The organism is Kosakonia oryziphila, assembly GCF_900094795.1.
Lineage (GTDB): Bacteria > Pseudomonadota > Gammaproteobacteria > Enterobacterales > Enterobacteriaceae > Kosakonia > Kosakonia oryziphila.
Genome location: NZ_FMBC01000017.1, coordinates 19,675 through 43,181, shown reverse-complemented (window position 1 = coordinate 43,181; position 23,507 = coordinate 19,675). Strand labels below are relative to the sequence as shown.

At 52.0% G+C, this 23,507-nt stretch carries 19 protein-coding genes; 5 read left to right on the top strand and 14 right to left on the bottom strand.

Annotated elements, in window-relative coordinates; translation table 11 throughout:
• The first annotated feature begins 66 nt into the window (after positions 1-66).
• Entirely contained in the window at positions 67-846 is a 780-nt protein-coding gene (gene elyC, locus GA0061070_RS10055) for an envelope biogenesis factor ElyC (RefSeq protein ID WP_090135844.1), read from the top strand.
• Here the strand turns inward: elyC and GA0061070_RS10050 are convergent.
• The 13 genes from GA0061070_RS10050 to GA0061070_RS09990 all read right to left on the bottom strand — a co-directional run bounded on the left by GA0061070_RS10050 (position 823) and on the right by GA0061070_RS09990 (position 15,745).
• Positions 823-1,716 (bottom strand): YcbJ family phosphotransferase, encoded by an 894-nt coding sequence (locus tag GA0061070_RS10050; RefSeq protein ID WP_090135779.1) that lies wholly within the window; start codon positions 1,714-1,716, stop codon positions 823-825. The genes elyC and GA0061070_RS10050 overlap by 24 nt on opposite strands.
• 135 nt (positions 1,717-1,851) lie before the next feature.
• The gene (gene kdsB / locus GA0061070_RS10045; RefSeq protein WP_090135777.1) at positions 1,852-2,598 is read right to left on the bottom strand and encodes a 3-deoxy-manno-octulosonate cytidylyltransferase; all 747 of its coding nucleotides are present in this window, start codon (positions 2,596-2,598) and stop codon (positions 1,852-1,854) included.
• On the bottom strand, positions 2,595-2,777 hold the full coding sequence (ycaR, locus tag GA0061070_RS10040; protein WP_090135774.1) for a protein YcaR: 183 nt from the start codon (positions 2,775-2,777) through the stop codon (positions 2,595-2,597). The genes kdsB and ycaR overlap by 4 nt, the downstream gene beginning before the upstream one ends.
• A 53-nt stretch (positions 2,778-2,830) precedes the next feature.
• The gene (locus GA0061070_RS10035; protein WP_090135773.1) at positions 2,831-4,060 is read right to left on the bottom strand and encodes a winged helix-turn-helix domain-containing protein; all 1,230 of its coding nucleotides are present in this window, start codon (positions 4,058-4,060) and stop codon (positions 2,831-2,833) included.
• 49 nt (positions 4,061-4,109) lie between these two features.
• Positions 4,110-5,087 carry a tetraacyldisaccharide 4'-kinase gene (gene lpxK, locus GA0061070_RS10030; RefSeq protein ID WP_090135772.1) on the bottom strand — a complete coding sequence of 326 codons (978 nt, stop codon included), beginning with the start codon at positions 5,085-5,087 and terminating at the stop codon, positions 4,110-4,112.
• Positions 5,084-6,832 carry a lipid A ABC transporter ATP-binding protein/permease MsbA gene (gene msbA / locus GA0061070_RS10025; RefSeq protein ID WP_090135770.1) on the bottom strand — a complete coding sequence of 583 codons (1,749 nt, stop codon included), beginning with the start codon at positions 6,830-6,832 and terminating at the stop codon, positions 5,084-5,086. The genes lpxK and msbA overlap by 4 nt, the downstream gene beginning before the upstream one ends.
• Positions 6,833-6,868: 36 nt before the next feature.
• Entirely contained in the window at positions 6,869-9,130 is a 2,262-nt protein-coding gene (locus GA0061070_RS10020; RefSeq protein WP_090135768.1) for a ComEC family protein, read from the bottom strand.
• A 214-nt stretch (positions 9,131-9,344) separates the two neighbouring features.
• Positions 9,345-9,629, bottom strand: a complete 285-nt coding sequence (gene ihfB / locus GA0061070_RS10015; RefSeq protein ID WP_007374142.1) for an integration host factor subunit beta — start codon at positions 9,627-9,629, stop codon at positions 9,345-9,347.
• A 182-nt stretch (positions 9,630-9,811) separates the two neighbouring features.
• Complete coding sequence (gene rpsA, locus GA0061070_RS10010; protein ID WP_090135766.1) at positions 9,812-11,485, bottom strand: 30S ribosomal protein S1; 1,674 nt, start codon at positions 11,483-11,485, stop codon at positions 9,812-9,814.
• A gap of 113 nt (positions 11,486-11,598) precedes the next feature.
• Positions 11,599-12,282, bottom strand: coding sequence for a (d)CMP kinase (gene cmk, locus GA0061070_RS10005; protein ID WP_090135764.1), 684 nt, complete (start codon positions 12,280-12,282; stop codon positions 11,599-11,601).
• A 167-nt stretch (positions 12,283-12,449) separates the two neighbouring features.
• Positions 12,450-13,733, bottom strand: coding sequence for a 3-phosphoshikimate 1-carboxyvinyltransferase (gene aroA / locus GA0061070_RS10000; RefSeq protein WP_090135763.1), 1,284 nt, complete (start codon positions 13,731-13,733; stop codon positions 12,450-12,452).
• Positions 13,734-13,801: 68 nt separating this feature from the next.
• Positions 13,802-14,890: a 3-phosphoserine/phosphohydroxythreonine transaminase gene (gene serC / locus GA0061070_RS09995; protein WP_090135761.1), complete on the bottom strand. Its 1,089-nt coding sequence runs from the start codon at positions 14,888-14,890 to the stop codon at positions 13,802-13,804.
• A gap of 162 nt (positions 14,891-15,052) precedes the next feature.
• Positions 15,053-15,745 carry a DUF421 domain-containing protein gene (locus GA0061070_RS09990; protein WP_090135760.1) on the bottom strand — a complete coding sequence of 231 codons (693 nt, stop codon included), beginning with the start codon at positions 15,743-15,745 and terminating at the stop codon, positions 15,053-15,055.
• Between the two features lie 138 nt (positions 15,746-15,883).
• On the opposite strand from GA0061070_RS09990, the gene ycaO reads away from it, so the two are divergent.
• The 4 genes from ycaO (at position 15,884) to pflA (ending at position 22,175) form a co-directional block, all read left to right on the top strand.
• Positions 15,884-17,644, top strand: a complete 1,761-nt coding sequence (gene ycaO / locus GA0061070_RS09985) for a 30S ribosomal protein S12 methylthiotransferase accessory factor YcaO (RefSeq protein WP_090135842.1) — start codon at positions 15,884-15,886, stop codon at positions 17,642-17,644.
• A gap of 406 nt (positions 17,645-18,050) precedes the next feature.
• Complete coding sequence (gene focA, locus GA0061070_RS25145; protein ID WP_167353562.1) at positions 18,051-18,908, top strand: formate transporter FocA; 858 nt, start codon at positions 18,051-18,053, stop codon at positions 18,906-18,908.
• 51 nt (positions 18,909-18,959) lie between these two features.
• Positions 18,960-21,242: a formate C-acetyltransferase gene (pflB, locus tag GA0061070_RS09980; RefSeq protein ID WP_167353561.1), complete on the top strand. Its 2,283-nt coding sequence runs from the start codon at positions 18,960-18,962 to the stop codon at positions 21,240-21,242.
• Positions 21,243-21,434: 192 nt separating this feature from the next.
• Positions 21,435-22,175: a pyruvate formate lyase 1-activating protein gene (gene pflA, locus GA0061070_RS09975; protein WP_090135757.1), complete on the top strand. Its 741-nt coding sequence runs from the start codon at positions 21,435-21,437 to the stop codon at positions 22,173-22,175.
• Positions 22,176-22,250: 75 nt separating this feature from the next.
• Here the strand turns inward: pflA and GA0061070_RS09970 are convergent, their stop codons facing one another.
• Positions 22,251-23,399 (bottom strand): MFS transporter, encoded by a 1,149-nt coding sequence (locus GA0061070_RS09970; RefSeq protein WP_090135756.1) that lies wholly within the window; start codon positions 23,397-23,399, stop codon positions 22,251-22,253.
• Positions 23,400-23,507 lie beyond the last annotated feature (108 nt).

Below are 23,507 nucleotides of genomic sequence, written 5' to 3'. Positions count from 1 at the left end.
ATGAACCCATCAGGTGTAAGATCGGCTGAAATCGCTTGCTATATGCTCAAAAAGGAGACGTTTCCTGTGCTTTTCACCCTAAAAAAATTCCTGGGCGGCCTGATGCTTCCCCTGCCTTTTTTGCTTTTGGTAATCGGGCTGGGAGTTATGCTTGTCTGGTTCAGCCGCTGGCAGAAAACAGGTAAGACATGTATTACTTTCGGCTGGCTGGTTTTGCTGCTGTTAAGCCTACAACCAGTCGCAGATGGTCTGCTAAAACCTATCGAAGCGAAATATCCCACCTGGCGCGGCACACAGCCAGTAAAGTATATCGTCGTCCTTGGTGGTGGTTACACCTGGAATGATGCCTGGGCGCCCAGCTCAAACCTGATTAATAACAGTTTGCCTCGCCTGAATGAAGGGATTCGCCTCTGGCAGGCCAATCCGGGCGCGAAACTGATCTTTACCGGCGCGGCAGCGAAAACCAACCCGGTCAGCACCGCAGAAGCCGGTGCGCGTGTGGCGGAAAGCCTTGGCGTCCCACGCAGCGAAATTATCACGCTGAATGATCCAAAAGATACGGAAGAAGAAGCGGCGGCGGTGAAGCGAGCCATCGGCGATGCGCCATTTCTGCTGGTGACCTCCGCATCCCATTTGCCGCGAGCAATTATTTTCTTCCAGCACGCAGGGCTGCATCCACTCCCCGCACCAGCAAACCAGATGGCTATTGAGTCACCGTTGAATCCGTGGGAGCGCATTATTCCTTCCCCGGTCTGGCTGATGCACAGCGACCGGGTAGGCTATGAAACGCTGGGGCGTATCTGGCAGTGGCTAAAGGGCAGTTCAGACCAGCCAGGGGAGCAGTGATTTCGAGGCGAGATCGAAATTGGCGCGGCTGAATCTGCCAGTGTTCACCAGCTGCGCCACCTCGTCCCAGAGCAGATAGAGCCAGCGCCGCCAGAGGAAAGATTCTGCCACTGGTGCGCGCTGTAAATAGCGCCAAAGCAGCCCTTCCGCCTGCGGCCCATCAACGAGATGAAACAACTCATATTCACGGGGTGCCCACAACATAATGCCAGGCCCGACCATCGCCAGCAGCTGATCGCTGCGGGCATCTTTCAGCATACTGCGCAAATTAAAGCTGCCGTGCACCAGCACGCAGTTATCATTGAAACCGTCAAACAGCGCGGACAGGCATTCGCGGGTGCGAAACAACAGCCGTTTATCCTGCATGGTTAGCCCGGTATTCTGGTATTGATTGAGGGTCGTCCACAGCACCTCCACGCGCTGGCGATACCATGATGGCCAGACATTTTCCTGGGTGTTGTCGACCATACCGACGCAGCCGTGGCTGTCCTGACGGTGCCAGGCAAGTAGCGCCTCAACAATCTGGTCCTTTAACTGTTCCCAGCGCTCTGGCGTGCGCGTCGGAGCTTCCACTGGCACGCCGCGCAGACGCTCAATCAGCAACACATCAGGGCCGGGATGTTCTTCATGTGTCATCACTCCGTATACTACCGGCATCCGCACTGCACCGTTCCTTGCCAACATTGAGATTTTCCAGGCCAGTTGGCGAGCAATGCCCGGTGTAGAGAAACTCCGGGCCAGCAGCGGCAGCGGATTACCCTGGCTGTCATACAGCGACCAGAGTGCAGAATCAGGTTTTTCACTGACACACTCCATGCGGCTGAGTTTTTCTCCCAGCAGATGACTCAGTTCAGCACGCAATTGCTCCATAGCAGAATGCCCTCACAAAAACGACTGCTTTTATAATGAGCGCCTGCAGGACGGATGTCACCCTGGTAAGATCAAAACAGTGCAGGAATTTGACGGGAAACGGAAAATCCCCCCGGACAGAGGGGATAGAAAGGCTTAACGCAAGGCCTGGCGGACGCGCTCAAGATCGTCTGGCGTATCCACACCCGTGCCCGGCACAACGCTTGCCACTGCAACGTGGATCTTTTCGCCATACCAGAGCACACGAAGCTGTTCCAGCATTTCGATCTGCTCCAGCGGACTGGTTTGCCAACTGACATAGCGACGGATAAAACCAGCCCGATAGCCATAAATGCCGATATGGCGCAGGAAGGTGTCACCTATCGTTTCACGTGAAAGCGCAAAACGGTCCCGATCCCACGGGATCGTAGCGCGGGAAAAGTACAGCGCATAACCTTCGGCATCCATCACCACTTTAACGGCGTTGGGATTGAATGCCTCTTCCGCGCTGTGAATGGGTACGGCGAGCGTCGCCATACCAACATTGCGAATGCTGAGGTTGTCGGCCACCTGACGAATAATCTCTGGCGGGATCATCGGCTCATCGCCCTGAACATTGACTATTACCGTATCGTCGCTGAAACCGCATTTTTCAACGACTTCGGCCAGGCGCTCGGTTCCGGACTGGTGATCTGCGCGAGTCATGCAGACTTCACCGCCAGCCGCCTGCACCGCTCGCATCACCTCTTCGTTGTCCGTTGCCACAATGATGCGATCGGCACCAGATTCACGCGCGCGTTCCAGCACGTGCACCACCATCGGTTTGCCGTTGATATCCACCAAAGGTTTTCCCGGCAAACGCGTGGAAGCGTAACGCGCAGGAATAATAACAACGAAACTCATGGCTGGCTCTCTTCCGCAGTTAACGAACGTGCTTCAGTTTCCAGCAAGACTGGAATGCCTTCCCGTACCGGGTAAGCCAGACTGTCAATTTTACAGATCAGCTCTTGCTTATCCTGGCTGTAGTAAAGTTTGCCGTTACACACCGGACAGGCAATAATTTCAAGCAAACGGTGATCCATTTTTCCTCCTGATACACCGACAATTAATGAGTTAAGCTTATCACATCCATTTCTTACACCGTGTCTATTTCCAGCCCGCTGCGGCAGGCAGAAAACACCCCATCCGGCAGACGCACAAACGTGATCCTCCGGGCCCCCTGCCAACGAGCGAATTCCGTAATAGCGTTTTGCAGCCCCTTTTCCAGCATACGACCAGGCTTAACCCCGTTCTCAAGATAGAGCGCGATCACTTCCAGTACACCCTCTTTGCGGTGCATTTTGGCATCCATGCGCCCCACCAGCCGCCCACGGTGGAGCAGCGGCAACACGAAATAGCCAAACTGCCGCTTAGGCGCCGGGGTGTAGCACTCCAGACGATAGCTAAAATCGAAAAACTGCTCGGCCCGTTTGCGATCCCAGACCACCGGATCAAACGGTGACAGTACTGCGCTGTGCGTGGCGGTGAGTTTGTCCTCCTGCGCCTCTGCCAGCAGCGGCAATAGCGAGGCATGCAACCAGGCGGGCCCCAGGGTTTCAACATTGACCGGAAAAATTTGTCCGGCCTCCTGCAACTGCTCCAGCAGCAATGGCAATGCGGGCTGACGCAGACGGTAATAGTCTGCCAACCACTGAGCGCGAAAAACCCCGAGACTGCGGGCGCTGTTTTCCAGCATCCGGTACTCCGCTGCCTCTTGCGACAGCACGTCCCGCTCATCATCCCAATGAGGCATCACCCGCTGCGTGAGATCATAGACACGCTGGAAATTACGGCGTTCGATAACCATCACTTTTCCGGCCGTAAACAATCCTTCCAGATGACGCTTGTGAGGTTTCCACTCCCACCAGCCGCTGACACCTTTACGCGGATGTTCAAAATCGGCTGAGCGAACCGGTCCATTTTGCTCGATAAGGGCAACAAGTTGCTCAATCTCTTCTGCATGCTCCTGCATCCACTCTTTACGGTACTTCCAGCCCATCTTGTCAGGTGTCAGCATGCGGTGGCGCATAAGGGCAAAATCATCACGCGGCAAGAAACAGGCCTCATGTGCCCAGTACTCCATCAGTTCACCACGGCGTAGCGCGTCGTCAAGCCAGTGCTGTGGGTACTGCCCGAGGCGGCTGAACAGCACCAGATAAGGGCTACGGGCAACGATATTGATAGTGTCGATTTGCAGTAGCGACATGCGCTGAATCATAGAGAGAATATCGGAAGATGTGGCACGTCTGGCAGGTTTGCGCAGTAAACCTTGCGCGGCGAGATGTAAATGACGGGCAGATGTTAACGAGAGTTGCGGCACAGACATGGAGATTCCTGTTCAGTTAACAGGGCGCGGCCGATGCATGCAGCAATCGTCAGTGCGCCAGAGTAAGCAATTCCTGTAGCAGCTTGTTCGCCTGTTCGCCTTCCAGTTTCGCGTCCACAGGCAAATACCACCAGTTATCTTCAGCGAAGGGACGACATTTCACCGCATCTTTTTCTGTCATCACCAGCGTCTGTCCCGGTTTGACCATCGCCTGAACATCCGACCGGGTTAATGCCTGATGATCGGCGAGCGCAAAAGTCTGTTCCGGCGTCACGCCACACTCACTGAGCGTAGCGAAAAAACGCGGGGGATGGCCAATACCAGCCATCGCCACGCAGGGTGCCAACTCGCGTACTTCGCGGCGTTCACCTGTGCGCAAATTAACTGCCATCCCCGGAATCAGGCGCATCGGGATCTCACCCGCTCTTGCCACTCCGCCATTGGCTATCACCGCATCAACCGTCTTCAGACGTGAGGCTCGTTCACGCATCGGCCCCGCAGGAAGCCACCAGCCATTGCCAAAACGTCTGACGCCATCAACAACCACAATCTCTTTGTCTCGCGCCAGGCGATAGTGTTGCAAACCATCATCAGTCACGATTATCTGCACAGAATGGTGTGCCAGTATGACTTCCACGGCCTCACGGCGAACGGGGGACACAGCAACCGGCGCGCCGGTGCGCTGGTAAATCAGCACAGGTTCGTCGCCTGCCTCTTCTGTGGTGGTATCAGACGTAAGCAATAGCGGGTAACGTTCTGCCTTCCCGCCATAACCTCGCGAAACCACCCCCACGCGGATACCACGCTGCTGAAGCTGTTCAACCAGCCAGACAACCACTGGCGTTTTACCATTACCACCAGCCGTCAGGTTACCGACCACCACCACAGGAACAGGGGCGCGCCAGGATTTTTTGAGCCCCAGACGATAAGCCAGACGGATTGCGCCACTCACCAGGCCATAAAGCCAGGAGAGTGGCAATAGCAGTAGCCACAGCGGGGATTCACCGGACCAGATACGTGCAATCATGCGCCAAACTGCATTTTATGAAGCTGAGCGTAAACGCCGCGGTGCTCCAGCAGCTCGGCATGACTGCCGCGCTCAACGATACAGCCATCTTCCACTACCACAATTTCATCGGCCTGTTCAATGGTAGACAGGCGGTGAGCGATAACCAAAGAGGTACGGTTTTTCTGCAATTCATTGAGCGCAGCCTGGATAGCACGTTCAGATTCGGTATCCAGCGCTGACGTGGCTTCATCAAGGATCAGGATCGGGCTGTCACGCAGCAACGCTCGGGCAATCGCGATACGCTGACGCTGGCCACCGGAAAGCAGTACCCCGTTCTCACCAATTATTGTATCCAGGCCACCATCCATTTTATTTATAAAATCAGAGGCATAGGCCATCTTCGCAGCTTTCTCAATCTCTTCACGGCTGTACACCTCAGTACGGGCATAGGCAATGTTATTGGCAACGGTATCATTAAAGAGATGCACGTTCTGGGAGACCAGCGCGACCTGGTCGCGTAGAGACGTGAGCTTGTATTCGCGCAGATCGTGTCCATCCATCAGGATCTGCCCTTCGTCAATATCATAGAAACGCGTGATCAGGCTGGCCAACGTCGATTTACCAGAACCGGAGCGCCCCACCAGTGCAACAGTCTTGCCCGCCGGAATCGTCAGATTGATATTGCGCAGAGCTGGCGTATCACGACCAGGATAAGTAAACGTCACGTTGTGGAACACAATATCGCCGCGAGCACGTTCGATAACATATGTTCCTTCGTCTTTTTCCTGCTCGCTGTCAAGGATAGCAAACAACGTCTGGCAAGCCGCCATACCGCGCTGGAACTGGGCATTGACGTTAGTCAGCGATTTCAGCGGACTCATCAGGGCGATCATAGAAGAAAAGACGACGGTAATTGTACCAGCCGACAGCGTCTGCATGACGCTTGGGAAGCTGGCGGCATAAAGCACAAATGCCAGCGCCAGTGAGGCAATCAACTGGATCAGAGGATCAGAAATAGAGGAGGCAGAGACCATTTTCATCCCCTGCAAACGCATCTTATTGCTGACTTTGTCAAAGCGGTGGGTTTCCACTTCCTGACCGCCAAACATCAGCACCTCTTTATGTCCTTTTAGCATCTGTTCCGCGCTGGTGGTCACTTGGCCCATCGTGTTTTGCATGTTTTTGCTGATATTACGAAAACGCTTAGATACCATGCGAATAGCAACAGAAACGATAGGCGCCAGCACAATCAGGATCAGCGACAACTGCCAGCTATACCAGAACATCATCACAAACAGTCCGATGATCTTTGCACCTTCACGCACCACGGTGATCAATGCGCTGGATGAAGACGAAGCCACTTGTTCCGAATCGTAGGTAATACGCGACAGCAAAGTGCCGGTCGATTGCTTATCAAAAAATGATACCGGCATGCCCATCATGTGGCTAAACAGGCGGCGGCGCATGGTCATCACCACTTTCCCCGAAACCCAGGAAATTAAGTAACTGGAGATATAGCTGGTGATACCGCGAAGGATCATCAGACCGATAACCACTAGCGGCATCCACAGCAGTACCGAACGCTCCGCTTTACCAAAACCATCATCCAGTAACGGTTTAAGCAGCGATAACATGAATGCATCGCTGGCTGCGTTGAGGATTAATGCAATTCCCGACACGATCAGACCCGTTTTGAAGGGTGCAATAGTTGGCCATAGTCGGCGAAATGTCTGCCATGTGGAGAGATCTTTATCGTTCTGCATTCAGAAAACCAGCTCTTGTTGAAATAGCCGCATATTCTACCCGTTATCGTTTGGGACGCCAAACCACTGATGATACCAACGCGGTAAAAGTTGATCCCGTAAGCTATGGATTTCCCAGCCCTGGGGAGAAAAAGAGATGGTTATCTGCCCCTGATGTGGAGTGTCATACCATTGATATCCCTGTTCCCGGTAACGTTTTATGACCTTTAGCGAAGGGAAGCGCCAGGCGTTATACCGCGATGCTGACGCCACAGCCGCCTTACCTTCAACCCGTTGTAAGAAAGGCAGAGACGACGAGGTATTACTTCCGTGATGAGGTACCTGTACAAGTGTAGATTGCAGATGCTGCCAATAGTGGCTGAGCATTGCCATCTCGCCCTGCGTTTCGATGTCCCCGGTTAGCAGGATGCTGTGTTGCCCATCCTCCACCTTCACGACACATGAGATATTGTTCCCCTGCATCTGCGCTTTCGGTAGCGGCCAGTGCGCGCTGAACGTCAACCCCTGCCACTGCCAGGTTTCTCCACGAAAACAGGGCGCATGGCCGGCCCAACCTAATGGACTACGCACCCATAATTCTGGCCAGGCTTTCAGTAACGATTCCAGACCACCTCGATGATCCAGATGTTCATGGCTCAGAATGATGCCCTCGGGCTGCAAAGCATGCCAGCGCAGCCACGGAATAATCAGTTGCTGCCCACTGTCACCACCAGGCCAGACAACGCCGGTGTCGTAGAGAATTGCTTTACCATTACGCTCAATCACCATTGCCAGCCCCTGCCCAACATCCAGCATATGCACCGACCACTCTCCTGGCCGGTCGGCCCGCCATAGCGGTAATAGCAGCATCGTCAGGCAAGTCAGACATAACGCAGGAATACGACACCATAGAGACAAGCGCCAACAGATCAGCATCAACCATGGCACCCAGGCTGCGGCCTGCCAACGTGCATCAATATTGATCCATCCTGCTGGCAGCCATCGCAGAAAAGCAAATAATAGTGCGAGTGTCTGGTTCGCCAGGTACCAGCAGACTTCCTCAATTAACGGGGGGCCAGTCAAGTGCAACAGCATTCCCGTCAAAATCAGGGGTACGGTGACAAATGTTACCAGAGGGATAGCCACCAGATTGGCGACCAGCGAGCTCAGACTGATCCCATGGAACATAGATAATTGTATTGGAATCAGTAATAACGTCATCCCTATCTGCAAATGGATCAGACTCATACTGCTATGCATAAGCCAGTGTTGTTGAGCTGGCATTGGTAGCCACTGATACCAGAACAGCAATGCAGCCACGGCGAAAGCCGATAACCACAGGCTATATGACAATATGGAGAGCGGATCGATAAACAGTATCGCGGCGACACAACAGAGCCAGACTTGCCAGGGTGACCACAACCGCCCAGAAAGACGTAGCGTGGCCCAGACACTAAGCGAAATGGCCGTGCGCAATGCCGGGGGCTGTAAGCCGGTGAGACATGCATATCCGATGGCACACAACGTGCCAGTAAGCATAGGCAAGGCCCAATTAACCCGATTGGCGGGGAAGTAAAACTGTATACCACGGGTAATAACGCCGCCAAGCATCGCGGCAAGAGAGATATGCAGCCCAGAGATAGCCATTAAATGAGCGATTCCTGTCTGACGCATAATCTCTTTTACCGGGCTTTCGAGTGCTGAACGTTCCCCCATTCCCAGCGCCAGGATCACCGGACGCCAGAAATAAGGGGAAAGCGTGTGTGTCAGCGACTGCAAATAATCAGCACGCCAGCTACAAGTTGGCACGATTAAACGCGCATCGCTAAAGCGCCCGCTAAGAGGAAGATGGTTTGCTAACGCATAGCGCTGAGAATCAAATCCTCCGTCGTTGAGTTGGCCATGCATTGCACGTACGCGAACGGTCATCGCCCATCGCTGTCCTGTGCAGATCGGGACAGGTAAATATTGCCCATAGAGCGTTATACCAGCGGCCGGGAACAGGCGTTTACCATTAAGACTCACTATCTTCGCCTGATGGCGAGTCATATTGTCTGTTTCGGTAATAATGACTTCAACCTGGCGGTTTGATCCAGGAAGGTTCACCGTTGGCCAAAGTGCCTGCATTGCGTTCAAAACTCCCCAGGCAAAAATGAGTAACGTGATACCCCCATAGCGTAAAAACCGTGGCCGTACGCATGCCAGCAGGCATCCACTAATGATGACGCACCAAATACTGCGGATATCGGGTAATGCTGGCAACCACAACAGCGGCAAAATGCCCAATATAATGCATGCAGCCAATGTAGATAACGCCATGCATACCTCCTTGTTGGAGCAGAAGTATGCGGAGCTCTGGCTTGCTTTTCTTTCGTAGGTTTTCAGGTTTGCGGCGCGAATTGTTGTTTTTTTATCGCGTTACATCACATCAGCAAAAATATGCGAGGCTGCTTCAGGAGAAGAAAAGCATAAAATGAAAAAGGCACCCTTTCAGGTGCCTTCTCGCATACAATTCTTTTCTTTTCGCTAAGAATTACTCATAAATATTGGCGCGGTCGCGTAATTCTTTACCCGGCTTAAAGTGCGGAACGTATTTTCCTTCCAGATCCACTTTATCGCCTGTTTTGGGGTTACGCCCGGTGCGAGGTGCACGATAGTGCAGGGAAAAACTGCCGAAACCGCGGATCTCAATGCGCTCACCCTGGGCAAGAGTAGAGGCCATATGCTCCAGCATTTCTTTTACAGCATCTTCCACGGCTTTAGCCGGGATATGCGATTGCTGGCTTGCAAGTCTTTCTATCAATTCTGACTTGGTCATGATTCCTCCGGTTTCCTTCAACGCAATATTCGCTTAATAGCTTTAACAAGGGCGGCCGTAGCCGCCCTTTGTCATTGATTACAGGACGAATCCTGTGATCTGTCAAGTAACTCATCGTCGTTCGTACGGCAACTCTGTGACTTTCGTCCTGTTACCGCACAAATAACTCCGAATACTTGATCTTATTCGCCTTTAGCTGCTTTGAAAGCTTCAGCCATAGCGTTAGAGAAGTTGCCTTCTTCCTGTTTGTTATTAACAGAAGCGATAGCATCTTTCTCGTCAGCTTCGTCTTTCGCACGTACAGACAGGCTAACTACGCGGTTCTTACGATCAACGCCGGTGAATTTAGCTTCAACGTCATCACCAACATTCAGAACCAGAGTTGCATCTTCTACACGATCACGAGAAGCTTCAGAAGCGCGCAGGTAACCTTCAACGCCGTCAGCCAGTTCTACGGTTGCGCCTTTGGCATCAACTGCAGTGACTTTACCGTTTACGATTGCGCCTTTCTTGTTCAGTGCAACGTAGTTATTGAACGGATCTTCTGCGAGCTGTTTAACGCCCAGAGAGATACGCTCACGCTCTGCGTCAACCTGCAGAACAACAGCTGCGATTTCGTCGCCTTTTTTGTATTCACGAACGGCTTCTTCGCCTGCAACGTTCCAGGAGATGTCAGACAAGTGAACCAGGCCGTCGATGCCACCGTCCAGGCCGATGAAGATACCGAAGTCAGTGATAGACTTGATTTTACCTTCAACGCGATCGCCCTTGTTGTGGGTTTCAGCAAACTGCTGCCACGGGTTGGATTTGCACTGTTTCAGGCCCAGGGAGATACGACGACGTTCTTCGTCGATATCCAGAACCATAACTTCCACTACATCGCCAACGTTAACAACTTTGGACGGGTGGATGTTTTTGTTGGTCCAATCCATTTCGGAAACGTGAACCAAGCCTTCAACGCCTTCTTCGATTTCAACGAAGCAGCCGTAGTCGGTCAGGTTGGTCACGCGGCCAGTCAGTCTGGTACCTTCCGGGTAACGTTTAGCGATAGCTACCCACGGATCTTCGCCCAACTGTTTCAGGCCCAGAGATACACGAGTACGTTCGCGGTCGAATTTCAGCACTTTAACAGTGATTTCGTCGCCAACGTTTACGATTTCGCTCGGATGCTTAACGCGTTTCCATGCCATGTCGGTGATGTGCAGCAGGCCGTCAACGCCGCCCAGGTCAACGAATGCACCGTAGTCAGTAAGGTTCTTAACGATACCTTTAACTTCCATGCCTTCCTGCAGGTTTTCCAGCAGCTGATCGCGTTCTGCACTGTTTTCGGATTCGATAACCGCACGACGGGAAACAACAACGTTGTTACGCTTCTGGTCAAGCTTGATTACTTTGAATTCAAGCTCTTTGCCTTCCAGGTGCAGAGTGTCACGGACCGGACGAACGTCTACCAGAGAACCTGGCAGGAACGCACGAATACCGTTCAGCTCAACAGTGAAGCCGCCCTTGACTTTGCCGTTGATAACACCGGTAACAGTTTCAGCGTCTTCGTAAGCTTTTTCCAGCGTGATCCAGGCTTCATGACGTTTAGCTTTCTCACGGGACAGCAGGGTTTCACCGAAGCCGTCTTCTACTGCATCCAGAGCAACGTCAACTTCGTCACCAACCTGGATTTCCAGTTCGCCCTGGGCGTTTTTGAACTGCTCAGCCGGAATGGCAGACTCAGATTTCAGACCGGCGTCAACCAGTACAATATCTTTGTCGATAGCAACAACAACACCACGAACGATAGAACCCGGGCGGGTTTCGATTTCTTTCAGGGACTCTTCAAAGAGTTGAGCAAAAGATTCAGTCATATTGATAATCTTCAGGATTCTTCAATTTAACGTCCACCTGGCTTCATGCCGGATGGGGTTGTTTCACATGCCTGCTCACATTCCATTGCAGCAGGTACTACGAATTCGGTCGCTTACGCGAGAGCCAATTTTTGGCGTGCATATTGTAGCGCTTTCTCAATCACTTGCTCAATGCTTAAACTGGTTGAATCCAGAACTAAAGCATCAGCAGCGGGAACCAGCGGCGCTACAGGACGATTACGATCGCGATCGTCACGTTCCTTGATCTCGGCCAAAAGGCGTTCAAAGTTAACACTAAAGCCTTTCTCCTGCAACTGGAGCATACGACGATTCGCACGTTCTTCAGAAGAAGCGTCAAGGAAAATTTTCACTGGTGCGTCGGGGAAAACGACCGTCCCCATATCACGGCCATCGGCGATAAGACCCGGTGCTTCGCGAAACGCGCGCTGGCGGCGTAATAATGCTTCACGCACGCGCGGAAACGCAGCAACCTGCGATGCTGCATTTGCCACGTCCTGGGTGCGAATTTCAGCGCTCACATCCTCACCTTCAAGGATCACTTCCAGATTTCCGTCGGTTGAGATAAATCGCACATCCAGATGCGCTGCCAGAGGAACCAGCACCTCTTCCGAGGTTACATCGACGTGGTGATGCAGTGCAGCGAGTGCCAGCACACGATAAATTGCGCCTGAATCCAACAGATGCCATTGCAATGCTTCCGCCATTGCCTTGCAAAGCGTGCCTTTTCCCGCACCGCTTGGTCCATCAATGGTGATTACCGGGGCAATTGCCGTCATCTTTTTCTCCTTAATCAAGGCATATCGTTACGTAAACGTCGCGCATTATACGCGGCAATGCACACAATCGTTACTACTGCGTGCGAATAACAGAGGGGTCTGAAGCTGAGTGTAGAATAAATGTTCGGCAGGTCGGGCTGATTTACACCAGCCCGGAGCACAGAGGGTTACGCGAGCGTACTGATGCGAGCTAACTGCTCAAAATAGTCGGGGAAGGTTTTCGCCGTACATTTCGGATCCAGAATAGTGACTGGCGTATCTGACAGCGCCACCAGCGAGAAGCACATCGCCATACGGTGATCATTATATGTGCCAATTTCCGCAAACTGTAATTTTCCCGGCGGTGTGATGCGGATATAATCCTCACCCTCTTCCACCGTTGCGCCCACTTTGCGCAACTCTGTCGCCATCGCAAACAGGCGATCTGTTTCCTTCACTCGCCAGTTATAAATATTACGCAGCGTAGTGGTGCCTTTGGCAAAAAGTGCAGCCGTCGCGATAGTCATTGCCGCATCCGGGATATGATTCATGTCCATATCAATAGCGTTCAGCTCACCGCGTGTGCAAGCAATATAGTCATCGCCCCAGACCACCGTCGCGCCCATTTTTTCCAGTACGTCGGCAAAGCGGATATCACCCTGTACGCTGTTACGCCCGATCCCGGTCACTTTTACCGTGCCGCCTTTGATCGCACCTGCTGCCAGAAAATAAGAGGCAGAGGATGCATCGCCCTCCACCAGATACTGGCCAGGAGACTGATATTGCTGACCGCCGCGCACCACGAAACGCTGGTAGTGCTGATTTTCGACCACCACGCCAAAGGTTTCCATCAGATGCAACGTGATGTCGATATAAGGTTTAGAGACCAAATCGCCTTTGATAGTGATAACGGTATCCTGCGGCGCCAATGGCGCAGTCATCAGCAACGCTGTCAGAAACTGACTGGAAACGCTGCCATCCACGCTCACGTCACCGCCGGTAAAACCGCCGCGCAGGTGCAAAGGAGGATAATTTTCCTGCTCGAGGTAATCAATTTGCGCTCCCCCCTGACGCAACGCGTCAACCAGGTGTCCAATCGGGCGCTCTTTCATGCGCGGTTCACCGGTCAACACCAGGTCGTTTGCCCCAAGACAAAGTGCCGCAGCCAGAGGGCGCATTGCTGTTCCGGCATTGCCAAGAAACAGCTCCAGTTTTTCCGCAGAGTGCAACGGACCACCCATGCCCGTCACTTCACAACGGGTACGATCGGCAGACAAGGTGTAATGAACTCCCAGCGCGCTGAGCGCATTCAACATATGGCGCACGTCGTCGCTGTCCAGCAAATTGGTCAGAACGGTAGTACCACGGGCAAATGCAGCAAGCAACAAAGCGCGGTTTGAGACACTTTTCGAACCAGGCAGATTGATGGTGCCATCTACCCGCGCGATGGGTTGTAACGTCAGGGATTCCATGAAACTTTACTCTCAACAGACAAAATAAAACCCCGCAGTGCGACTGCGGGGAATGCAGACTACGGCAATTAACCGTGGCGACGTTCGAAATCGACCATAAAGTCGGTCAGCGCCTGTACGCCAGCCAGTGGCATCGCATTATAAATTGAGGCGCGCATACCGCCAACGACACGGTGGCCCTTCAGAGCGTGCAGACCCGCAGCGAATGACTCTTCAAGGAAGAGTTTGTCCAGTTCGCTGTCCGCCAACTGGAACGGAATGTTCATGCGCGAACGGTTAGACTTCGCCACATCGTTGCGATAAAAGTCGCTGTGGTCGATTACGCCATACAACAGTTCGCTTTTTTGCTGGTTGACTTTCTCCATTGCGGCGACGCCACCCTGTTTTTTCAGCCATTTAAACACCAACCCTGAGAGGTACCAGGCAAAAGTCGGCGGCGTGTTGAACATAGAGTCGTTTTCATTCAGCACGCTGTAATCGAGGATAGACGGACAGGCGACATGAGCTTTGCCCAGCAGATCTTCACGTACGATCACCAGCGTTAATCCTGCCGGACCGATATTTTTCTGCGCGCCCGCATAAATCACACCAAAACGGCTGACATCAATTTCGCGCGAAAGGATGGTTGAGGAGAAATCGGCCGTTACTACCACATCATTGGCGAACGCAGGTGTTTCATCGATCGCGATACCATCAATCGTTTCGTTCGGGCAGTAGTGGAGGTAAGCCGCGTTATTACTGAGTTGCCATTCGCTCATCGGCTTAACAGCACGCAGGCCATCAACAGTGATTTTCGCGTCAATAACGTGCGGAATGCAGTATTTTTTCGCTTCTTTAACCGCACTCGCCGCCCAGTAACCGGCATCAACATAATCAGCGGTTGTTTTATCACCCAGCAAATTGAGCGGAACGCCAGCAAACTGACCGCGACCGCCGCCGTGACAGAACAAAACCTTATAGTTGGAGGGGATGTTCAGCAGATCACGAAAGTCCTTCTCCGCCTCTTCAGCCACATGGATAAACTCTTTACTACGATGGCTAATTTCCATCACCGAAGTGCCAAGACCTTGCCAGTCGCACAATTCCTGTTGCGCCTGTTTGAGCACATCCGCCGGTAATACTGCCGGGCCAGAACTAAAATTGAAGACCTGAGTCATTTCCCCTCACCACGCTAAAAAGCAATAAGTTATTCCTGTGACATCGGTTTTATCATTGCGCGTCACGCGCCGCAATGGGTAATAGCCGCGCAGGGGGAAATGTGCACTCAGTCACATAGCAGAATGTTTTGCACAGCCAAGCCGTGCCCGATAAAAAACCTGTTATGTCACTCGAATTGCCCGACTGGCCTTCGACCATTCCGGATTTGCACAGCGCGCGCAGGATCGCTTTTCGCCTGCCTGCAAAGTGACAATTTTACTGCAACGTACGCAAACGTAGTCGCCCGATTCAGGCACTGAGGTATACCGCTCACTGCACCCTTCTGGCAGAATACAAAGCCCAGGTTTAACCTCCTTGTTGGGGAAGTAGTAGACGCTGATTTGGCCATTGGTTTCCATGATAGCCAGCCGAATCTGCCCAAGATGCTCTATACCGTGGCCGCGCAATTCCATGAAAAACTCAAATTCAGTCATGTTCTCTTCATGCAATTTCTCCCATGCCAGCTCACCGTTCTCAACAATAACAACCGGTTTACCTTCCAGCAGATCTTCCAGCTTTTCGCTGTGCGACATCAGCCACATCACCAGACGGTAAAGCACTGCCAGCGTAATAAAAACCACCAGCACGGGTAGCATTGGAACGTTGTCATAAAAGGCCACATCTCCCGCTGCTGAGCCCAGCGTCAGGATAATAAGGACTTCAAACAACGACATTTGCCGTACGCCACGCCTGCCAGTGATCTTGAGAAATAAAAAGACTAAAACGAAGGTATAGAGGCTACGTAGTGCCACTTCCCACAAAAATTCGAAGGGAACTTTATCCAGGGCCATGCGATGAAGGTCGAATGCTTTCATTTTTCCATCCGTGAACAGTCGGTTATTCTCCCTAAGCATAGACCGCTGTTTTATTTTCGCCGGGCAGATGCGGAAGATAGCGCCAGTCACGCAAAACCCGTATCATTGCGCGCTTTACGTACGAAAAAAGTGACCGCCATGACTCAAACATTTATTCCCGGCAAAGACGCCGCACTGGAAGACTCCATCGCTCGCTTCCAGCAAAAGCTCACCGACCTCGGTTTTCACATTGAAGAAGCCTCATGGCTGAATCCGGTACCAAACGTCTGGTCCGTGCATATTCGCGATAAAGAGTGCGCGTTGTGCTTCACCAACGGTAAGGGCGCAACGAAAAAGGCTGCGCTTGCCTCTGCACTGGGCGAATACTTCGAACGTCTTTCCACCAACTACTTCTTCGCTGACTTCTGGCTGGGTGATGCCATCGCGCAAGGCCCGTTCGTTCACTACCCGAACGAAAAGTGGTTCCCACTGCCGGAAGATGACTCTCTGCCTGAGGCGATCCTTGATGCTCGTCTGCGTGCATTCTACGATCCACAGAACGAGCTGACCGCCGGGATGCTGGTTGATCTGCAATCCGGTAATGATGAACGCGGTATCTGCGCCCTGCCGTTTACCCGCCAGTCTGACGAGCAGACGGTTTATATTCCGATGAACATCGTCGGCAACCTGTATGTTTCCAACGGCATGTCTGCCGGTAACACCCGCAACGAAGCCCGCGTACAGGGCCTGTCTGAGGTGTTCGAACGCCATATTAAGAACCGTATTATCGCAGAGAGTATCAGCCTGCCGGAGATCCCACAGGAAGTGCTGGCCCGCTACCCTGGCGTGGTGGAAGCCATTGCTAAACTGGAGGCAGAAGGCTTCCCGATTTTTGCCTACGATGGCTCGCTGGGCGGTAAATATCCCGTGATCTGCGTCGTGCTGTTTAATCCGGCGAATGGCACCTGTTTTGCCTCCTTTGGTGCGCACCCGGATTTTGGCGTTGCGCTGGAACGTACAGTCACCGAGCTGTTGCAGGGACGCGGTCTGAAAGATCTCGATGTTTTTACCCCGCCAACTTTTGATGACGAAGAAGTGGCTGAACACGCTAACCTGGAAACTCACTTCATTGATTCCAGCGGTTTGATCTCATGGGATCTGTTTAAGCAGGATGCGGATTATCCGTTCGTTGACTGGAGTTTCGCAGGAACCACCGAAGAAGAGTTCGCCACGCTGATGGCCATCTTCAATGCGGAGGATAAAGAGGTTTATATCGCCGATTACGAGCACCTTGGCGTGTACGCCTGCCGTATTCTGGTGCCGGGCATGTCCGATATTTATCCGGCAGAAGATCTATGGCTGGCGAATAACACCATGGGCAGCCATCTGCGCGAAACTATCCTGTCACTACCAGCCAGCGAGTGGGATAAAGAGGAGTATCTCAATCTTATCGCCCAACTGGACGACGAAGGTCATGATGATTTTACCCGCGTTCGTGAACTGCTGGGTCTGGCGACCGGTAAAGAGAATGGCTGGTATACCCTGCGTATTGGTGAGTTAAAAGCGATGCTGGCGCTGGCTGGTGGCGATCTGGATCAAGCGCTGACCTGGACCGAATGGACCATGGAATTCAACGCGTCCATCTTCAGTGCGGAGCGCGCCAACTACTACCGCTGCCTGCAAACGCTACTGTTGCTGGCGCAAGAAGAGGATCGCGAACCGCTGCAATATCTGAATGCATTCGTACGCATGTACGGCGCGCAGACAGTTGAAGCGGCCAGCGCCGCATTGAGCGGTGAAGCGCCGTTCTATGGCTTGCAACCAGCAGACGGTACCCTGCAGGCATTCCCGGCGCATCAATCACTGTTAGCGGCTTACGAAAAGTTACAACGCGCCAAAGCGGCATTCTGGGCGAAATAACGACAACCAGTACGACAATATGTAGGCTTCATCGCAGGTCTACGCTATATTACGGGGCAATTTTATTGCCCCTTTTTATTTATATTTTTGCAATGCCAGTCAGTTGTAATAATTAAGTTAAATATGGGTAAATGGTATTATTACCTGCGGACTAATATTGTTACTTCTTATGGCAACTACCCCATTTTAATTAACGATTTTTCGGAGGCTTCATAAAAACAATCAACTCATTTTATAACTTTTAAAATTTATTTTTATTTTGATAATCAACAAGTTACTCCGCACCTGCTGAAAAACCATGCACTTTGCGGTCCTATAAGCCAGGCGAGATATGATCCATATCAAATTCTCTTGCATAATGCTTTGTTAGTATCTCGTCGCCGACTTAAATAAAGAGAGAGTTAGTGTGAAAGCTGACAACCCTTTTGATCTAATACTTCCAGCTGCGATGGCCAAAGTTGCCGAAGAAGCAGGTGTCTACAAAGCAACTAAGAAACCGCTGACAACGTTCTTTTTGGCGATTACAGCAGGTGTCTTTATCTCCATCGCGTTTGTTTTTTATATTACTGCCACCACCGGGACAGCATCAATGCCGTTCGGCATGGCTAAACTGGTTGGTGGGATATGCTTCTCATTAGGGTTAATTCTTTGCGTCATCTGCGGCGCAGATCTTTTCACATCAACTGTGTTGATCGTGGTGGCAAAAGCCAGTGGACGCATTACCTGGGGCCAGTTGGCTCGTAACTGGATAAACGTCTATATCGGTAACCTGATTGGCGCACTGCTGTTCGTGCTGCTGATGTGGTTATCCGGGGAATATATGGTAGCAAATGGCGGCTGGGGCTTGAATGTTCTGCAAACTGCTGACCATAAACTGCACCATACCTTTATTGAAGCTGTCGCACTGGGTATTTTGGCGAACCTGATGGTCTGCCTCGCCGTATGGATGAGCTACTCAGGTCGCAGTCTGACCGATAAGGCGCTGATTATGGTGCTGCCGGTGGCCATGTTTGTTGCCAGCGGCTTTGAGCACAGTATTGCAAACATGTTTATGATACCGATGGGTGTCGTAATCCGTAACTTTGCTAGCCCGGAGTTCTGGACCGCAGTTGGTTCCAGCCCGGAAAGTTTTTCTCATCTGACTATTACGAATTTCATCATCGATAACCTTATTCCGGTAACAATCGGGAATATCATAGGTGGTGGGTTATTAGTCGGGTTGACATACTGGGTCATTTACCTGCGTGGCAACGATCATCATTAATGGTTGTTTCAGGCAGTAAATAAAAAATCCACTTAAGAAGGTAGGTGTTACATGTCCGAGCTTAATGAAAAATTAGCCACAGCCTGGGAAGGTTTTGCGAAAGGTGACTGGCAGAAAGAAGTCAACGTACGTGACTTTATCCAGAAAAACTACACCCCATATGAAGGCGACGAATCCTTCCTGGCTGGCGCTACTGACGCGACCACCGCCCTGTGGGACAAAGTCATGGAAGGGGTTAAACTGGAAAACCGCACTCACGCGCCAGTTGATTTTGACACCTCTGTTGCTTCCACCATTACTTCTCACGACGCTGGCTACATCAATAAAGCGCTTGAGAAAATCGTTGGTCTGCAAACTGAAGCTCCGCTGAAACGCGCTATCATCCCGTTTGGCGGCATCAAAATGGTTGAAGGTTCCTGCAAAGCGTACAATCGCGAACTGGACCCGATGCTGAAAAAAATCTTCACCGAATACCGCAAAACCCATAACCAGGGTGTATTCGATGTTTACACCAAAGACATTCTGAACTGCCGTAAATCCGGTATTCTGACTGGTCTGCCGGATGCTTACGGCCGTGGTCGTATCATTGGTGACTACCGTCGCATTGCGCTGTACGGTATCGACTTCCTGCTGAAAGACAAATACGCCCAGTTCCTGTCTCTGCAATCCGATCTGGAAAACGGCGTAAATCTGGAAGCAACTATCCGTCTGCGTGAAGAAATCGCTGAACAGCACCGCGCACTGGGTCAGATCAAAGAGATGGCGGCTAAATACGGCTGCGATATCTCCGGTCCGGCAACTAACGCTAAAGAAGCAATCCAGTGGACCTACTTCGGTTACCTGGCTGCAGTTAAATCTCAGAACGGCGCTGCAATGTCCTTCGGTCGCGTATCCACCTTCCTGGATGCTTACATCGAACGCGACCTGAAAGCAGGCAAAATCTCTGAAAAAGACGCGCAGGAAATGATTGACCACCTGGTCATGAAACTGCGTATGGTTCGCTTCCTGCGTACTCCTGAGTATGATGAACTGTTCTCCGGTGACCCGATTTGGGCAACTGAATCTATCGGCGGTATGGGCGTTGACGGCCGTACTCTGGTTACCAAAAACAGCTTCCGTTTCCTGAACACCCTGTACACCATGGGCCCGTCTCCGGAACCGAACATCACCGTTCTGTGGTCTGAAAAACTGCCGCTGAACTTCAAAAAATTCGCTGCGAAAGTCTCCATCGATACCTCTTCTCTGCAATACGAGAACGATGACCTGATGCGTCCTGACTTCAACAACGACGACTATGCGATTGCTTGCTGTGTAAGCCCGATGATTGTGGGTAAACAAATGCAGTTCTTCGGTGCTCGCGCTAACCTCGCGAAAACCATGCTGTACGCAATCAACGGCGGCGTTGATGAAAAACTGAAAATGCAGGTTGGTCCGAAAGCTGAGCCGATCAAAGGTGACTTGCTGAAATTCGACGAAGTCATGGATCGTATGGATCACTTCATGGACTGGCTGGCTAAACAGTACGTCACCGCACTGAACGTTATCCACTACATGCACGACAAGTACAGCTACGAAGCCTCTCTGATGGCGCTGCACGACCGTGACGTAATTCGCACCATGGCATGCGGTATCGCCGGTCTGTCCGTTGCTGCTGACTCCCTGTCTGCAATCAAATATGCGAAAGTTAAACCGATTCGTGACGAAGACGGTCTGGCAATCGACTTCGAAATCGAAGGCGAATACCCGCAGTTTGGTAACAACGACGCTCGCGTCGACGATCTGGCTGTTGACCTGGTAGAACGTTTCATGAAGAAAATTCAGAAACTGACTACTTACCGCAACGCTATCCCGACTCAGTCTGTTCTGACCATCACCTCTAACGTTGTGTATGGTAAGAAAACCGGTAACACCCCAGATGGTCGTCGCGCTGGTGCTCCGTTCGGACCAGGTGCCAACCCGATGCACGGCCGTGACCAGAAAGGTGCTGTTGCCTCTCTGACCTCCGTTGCTAAACTGCCGTTCGCTTACGCTAAAGATGGTATTTCTTACACCTTCTCTATCGTTCCGAATGCACTGGGTAAAGACGATGAAGTGCGTAAAGCCAACCTCGCAGGTCTGATGGATGGTTACTTCCATCACGAAGCGTCCATCGAAGGTGGTCAACATCTGAACGTGAACGTGATGAACCGTGAAATGCTGCTCGACGCGATGGAAAACCCGGAAAAATATCCGCAGTTGACCATCCGTGTTTCAGGTTATGCAGTACGTTTCAACTCCCTGACTAAAGAACAGCAGCAGGACGTTATTACTCGTACCTTCACTCAAACCATGTAATGGTATTGACTGAAATCGCGAAGTAAAAAGCGTACAATAAAGGCTCCACGTAGGTGGGGCCTTTTTAATACCCGAGCCCGCTTTGTCAGAGGTCTATACTTGCTGGATATCTGACAAAACAGACTTAGCGCAAAAGGAAATAAATTGCGCAGACACAGGCCCGGATGGGCCGCATCTGGAGAAAACACCGCAATGTCAGTTATTGGTCGCATCCACTCCTTCGAATCCTGTGGCACGGTTGACGGCCCGGGTATCCGCTTCATTACTTTCTTCCAGGGCTGCCTGATGCGCTGCCTCTATTGTCATAACCGTGATACCTGGGACACACATGCTGGTAAAGAGATCACGGTTGAAGATCTGATGAGCGACGTGGTGACTTATCGCCATTTTATGAACGCATCCGGCGGCGGCGTAACCGCATCCGGCGGTGAGGCTATTCTGCAAGCGGAGTTTGTCCGCGACTGGTTTCGCGCCTGTAAAAAAGAAGGGATTCATACCTGCCTCGACACTAACGGCTTTGTGCGCCGCTACGATCCGGTGATTGATGAGCTTCTGGAAGTTACCGACCTGGTCATGCTCGATTTGAAACAAATGAACGATGAGATTCACCAGAATCTGGCCGGTGTCTCTAACCAGCGTACGCTGGAGTTTGCCCAGTACCTGGCGAAGAAAAATATTCAGGTCTGGATCCGCTACGTGGTCGTTCCGGGCTGGTCAGACGATGACGACTCCGCGCACCGCCTCGGTGAATTTACCCGTGATATGGGCAATGTCGAGAAAATAGAACTGTTGCCCTACCATGAGCTGGGTAAACACAAATGGGTCGCCATGGGTGAAGAGTACAAGCTTGATGGCATCCATCCACCGAAAAAAGAGACCATGGAACGTGTCAAAGGCATTCTGGAGCAGTACGGTCATAAAGTGATGTACTAAGCCGCTGTAACAGCAAAAAGCCACAACACGCCGTTGTGGCTTTTTTATGCCGGGCTGCTTCACTGCCGATGTCACTCAGGCGTGCGCAACCGGAGTGGGATGATGCCCGGCTTTACGCATCAACATCACCAGATAGATAAGCGATACGCCCGCAATCATGACAAACAGCAGACTGTCTGAATAGCTTTGCATCAGCATCGCCGTAAGCGTCGGGCCAAGCAAGCTACCAATGGTGTAGCTCAACAGCAGAGCCTGATTCATGGCCACCAACTGGCGGTGTTCCACTTTCTCACACGCCCAGGCCATTGCCACCGGGTAAAGAGTAAAACCGGCCGTTCCCAATACAAACAGCGCCGGTGCCATCGCCGCATTACTCAGCATTCCCATACAACCGATAATCACGACAAACACCTGCACACGCAGCACCAACAGTCGGCCAAAACGATCAGCCAGACGGCCAACAGGCCACTGCCCGATAATGCCTGAGCTCACCAACAGCGCCATCCAGAAACCGATACCGGAATCACTGATCCCCTGATGTGAAAGATAGAGCGGCATCAGACCATACAACGAGCCGAGAATAATCCCTGAGATAATGCAACCGTTCACCCCCAGGCGCGCCTGGCGAAGGCGCAGCATCGGCCATACTGAGGTCACGGCTTGCTCCTCATTCTGTTGATTAACAATACGGGTAAACAGCAGCGGCAGGATCGCCGCCAGCACCAGCCCTGTCATCAAAGGCAGCACACTCATCAGATCCGTCGGCAATTTGCTGACAATTACCTGTCCCAGCACAGTGCCTACATAATAAACCATCATATAAGCCGCCAGCAGGCGGCCACGGTTACGGGAGGTGCCGCTGCACATTAGCGCACTTTCCACCACCACCCAGATCATTGCGCAGCCCACACCGGCGATGAAGCGCCAAATCATCCAGCTCCAGAAACCCACCATTAGCCCCAGCCCAACGCAGCCGGCAGCGAAAATCAGCGAGGCAATGTAATAGCTACGATTAAACCCCAGACGACGGATAAGACGCCCGGTCAATAAGGTGCCGAGTAAATTACCGGTAAAATAAGATGACCCCACCATACCGACCTGCCAGGTGGGTAAGTTTTCATGGGCGAGCCAGAGCGGCACGAGCGTATTCAGCGTCGCGATCGCCAGCGTCAACAGCATCAGACCGCAGAGCAATAGCAGCACCGGCCGGGTATAGGTGGACATGGATTCAAACCGTGAGGAAGTTCAGATTGCGTGCGCATCATGCCACTGGCAAACGCAAAGTCAATCCACAGAATTAGCGGGCTGGCATGAATTGTGCGTTGTCGATTT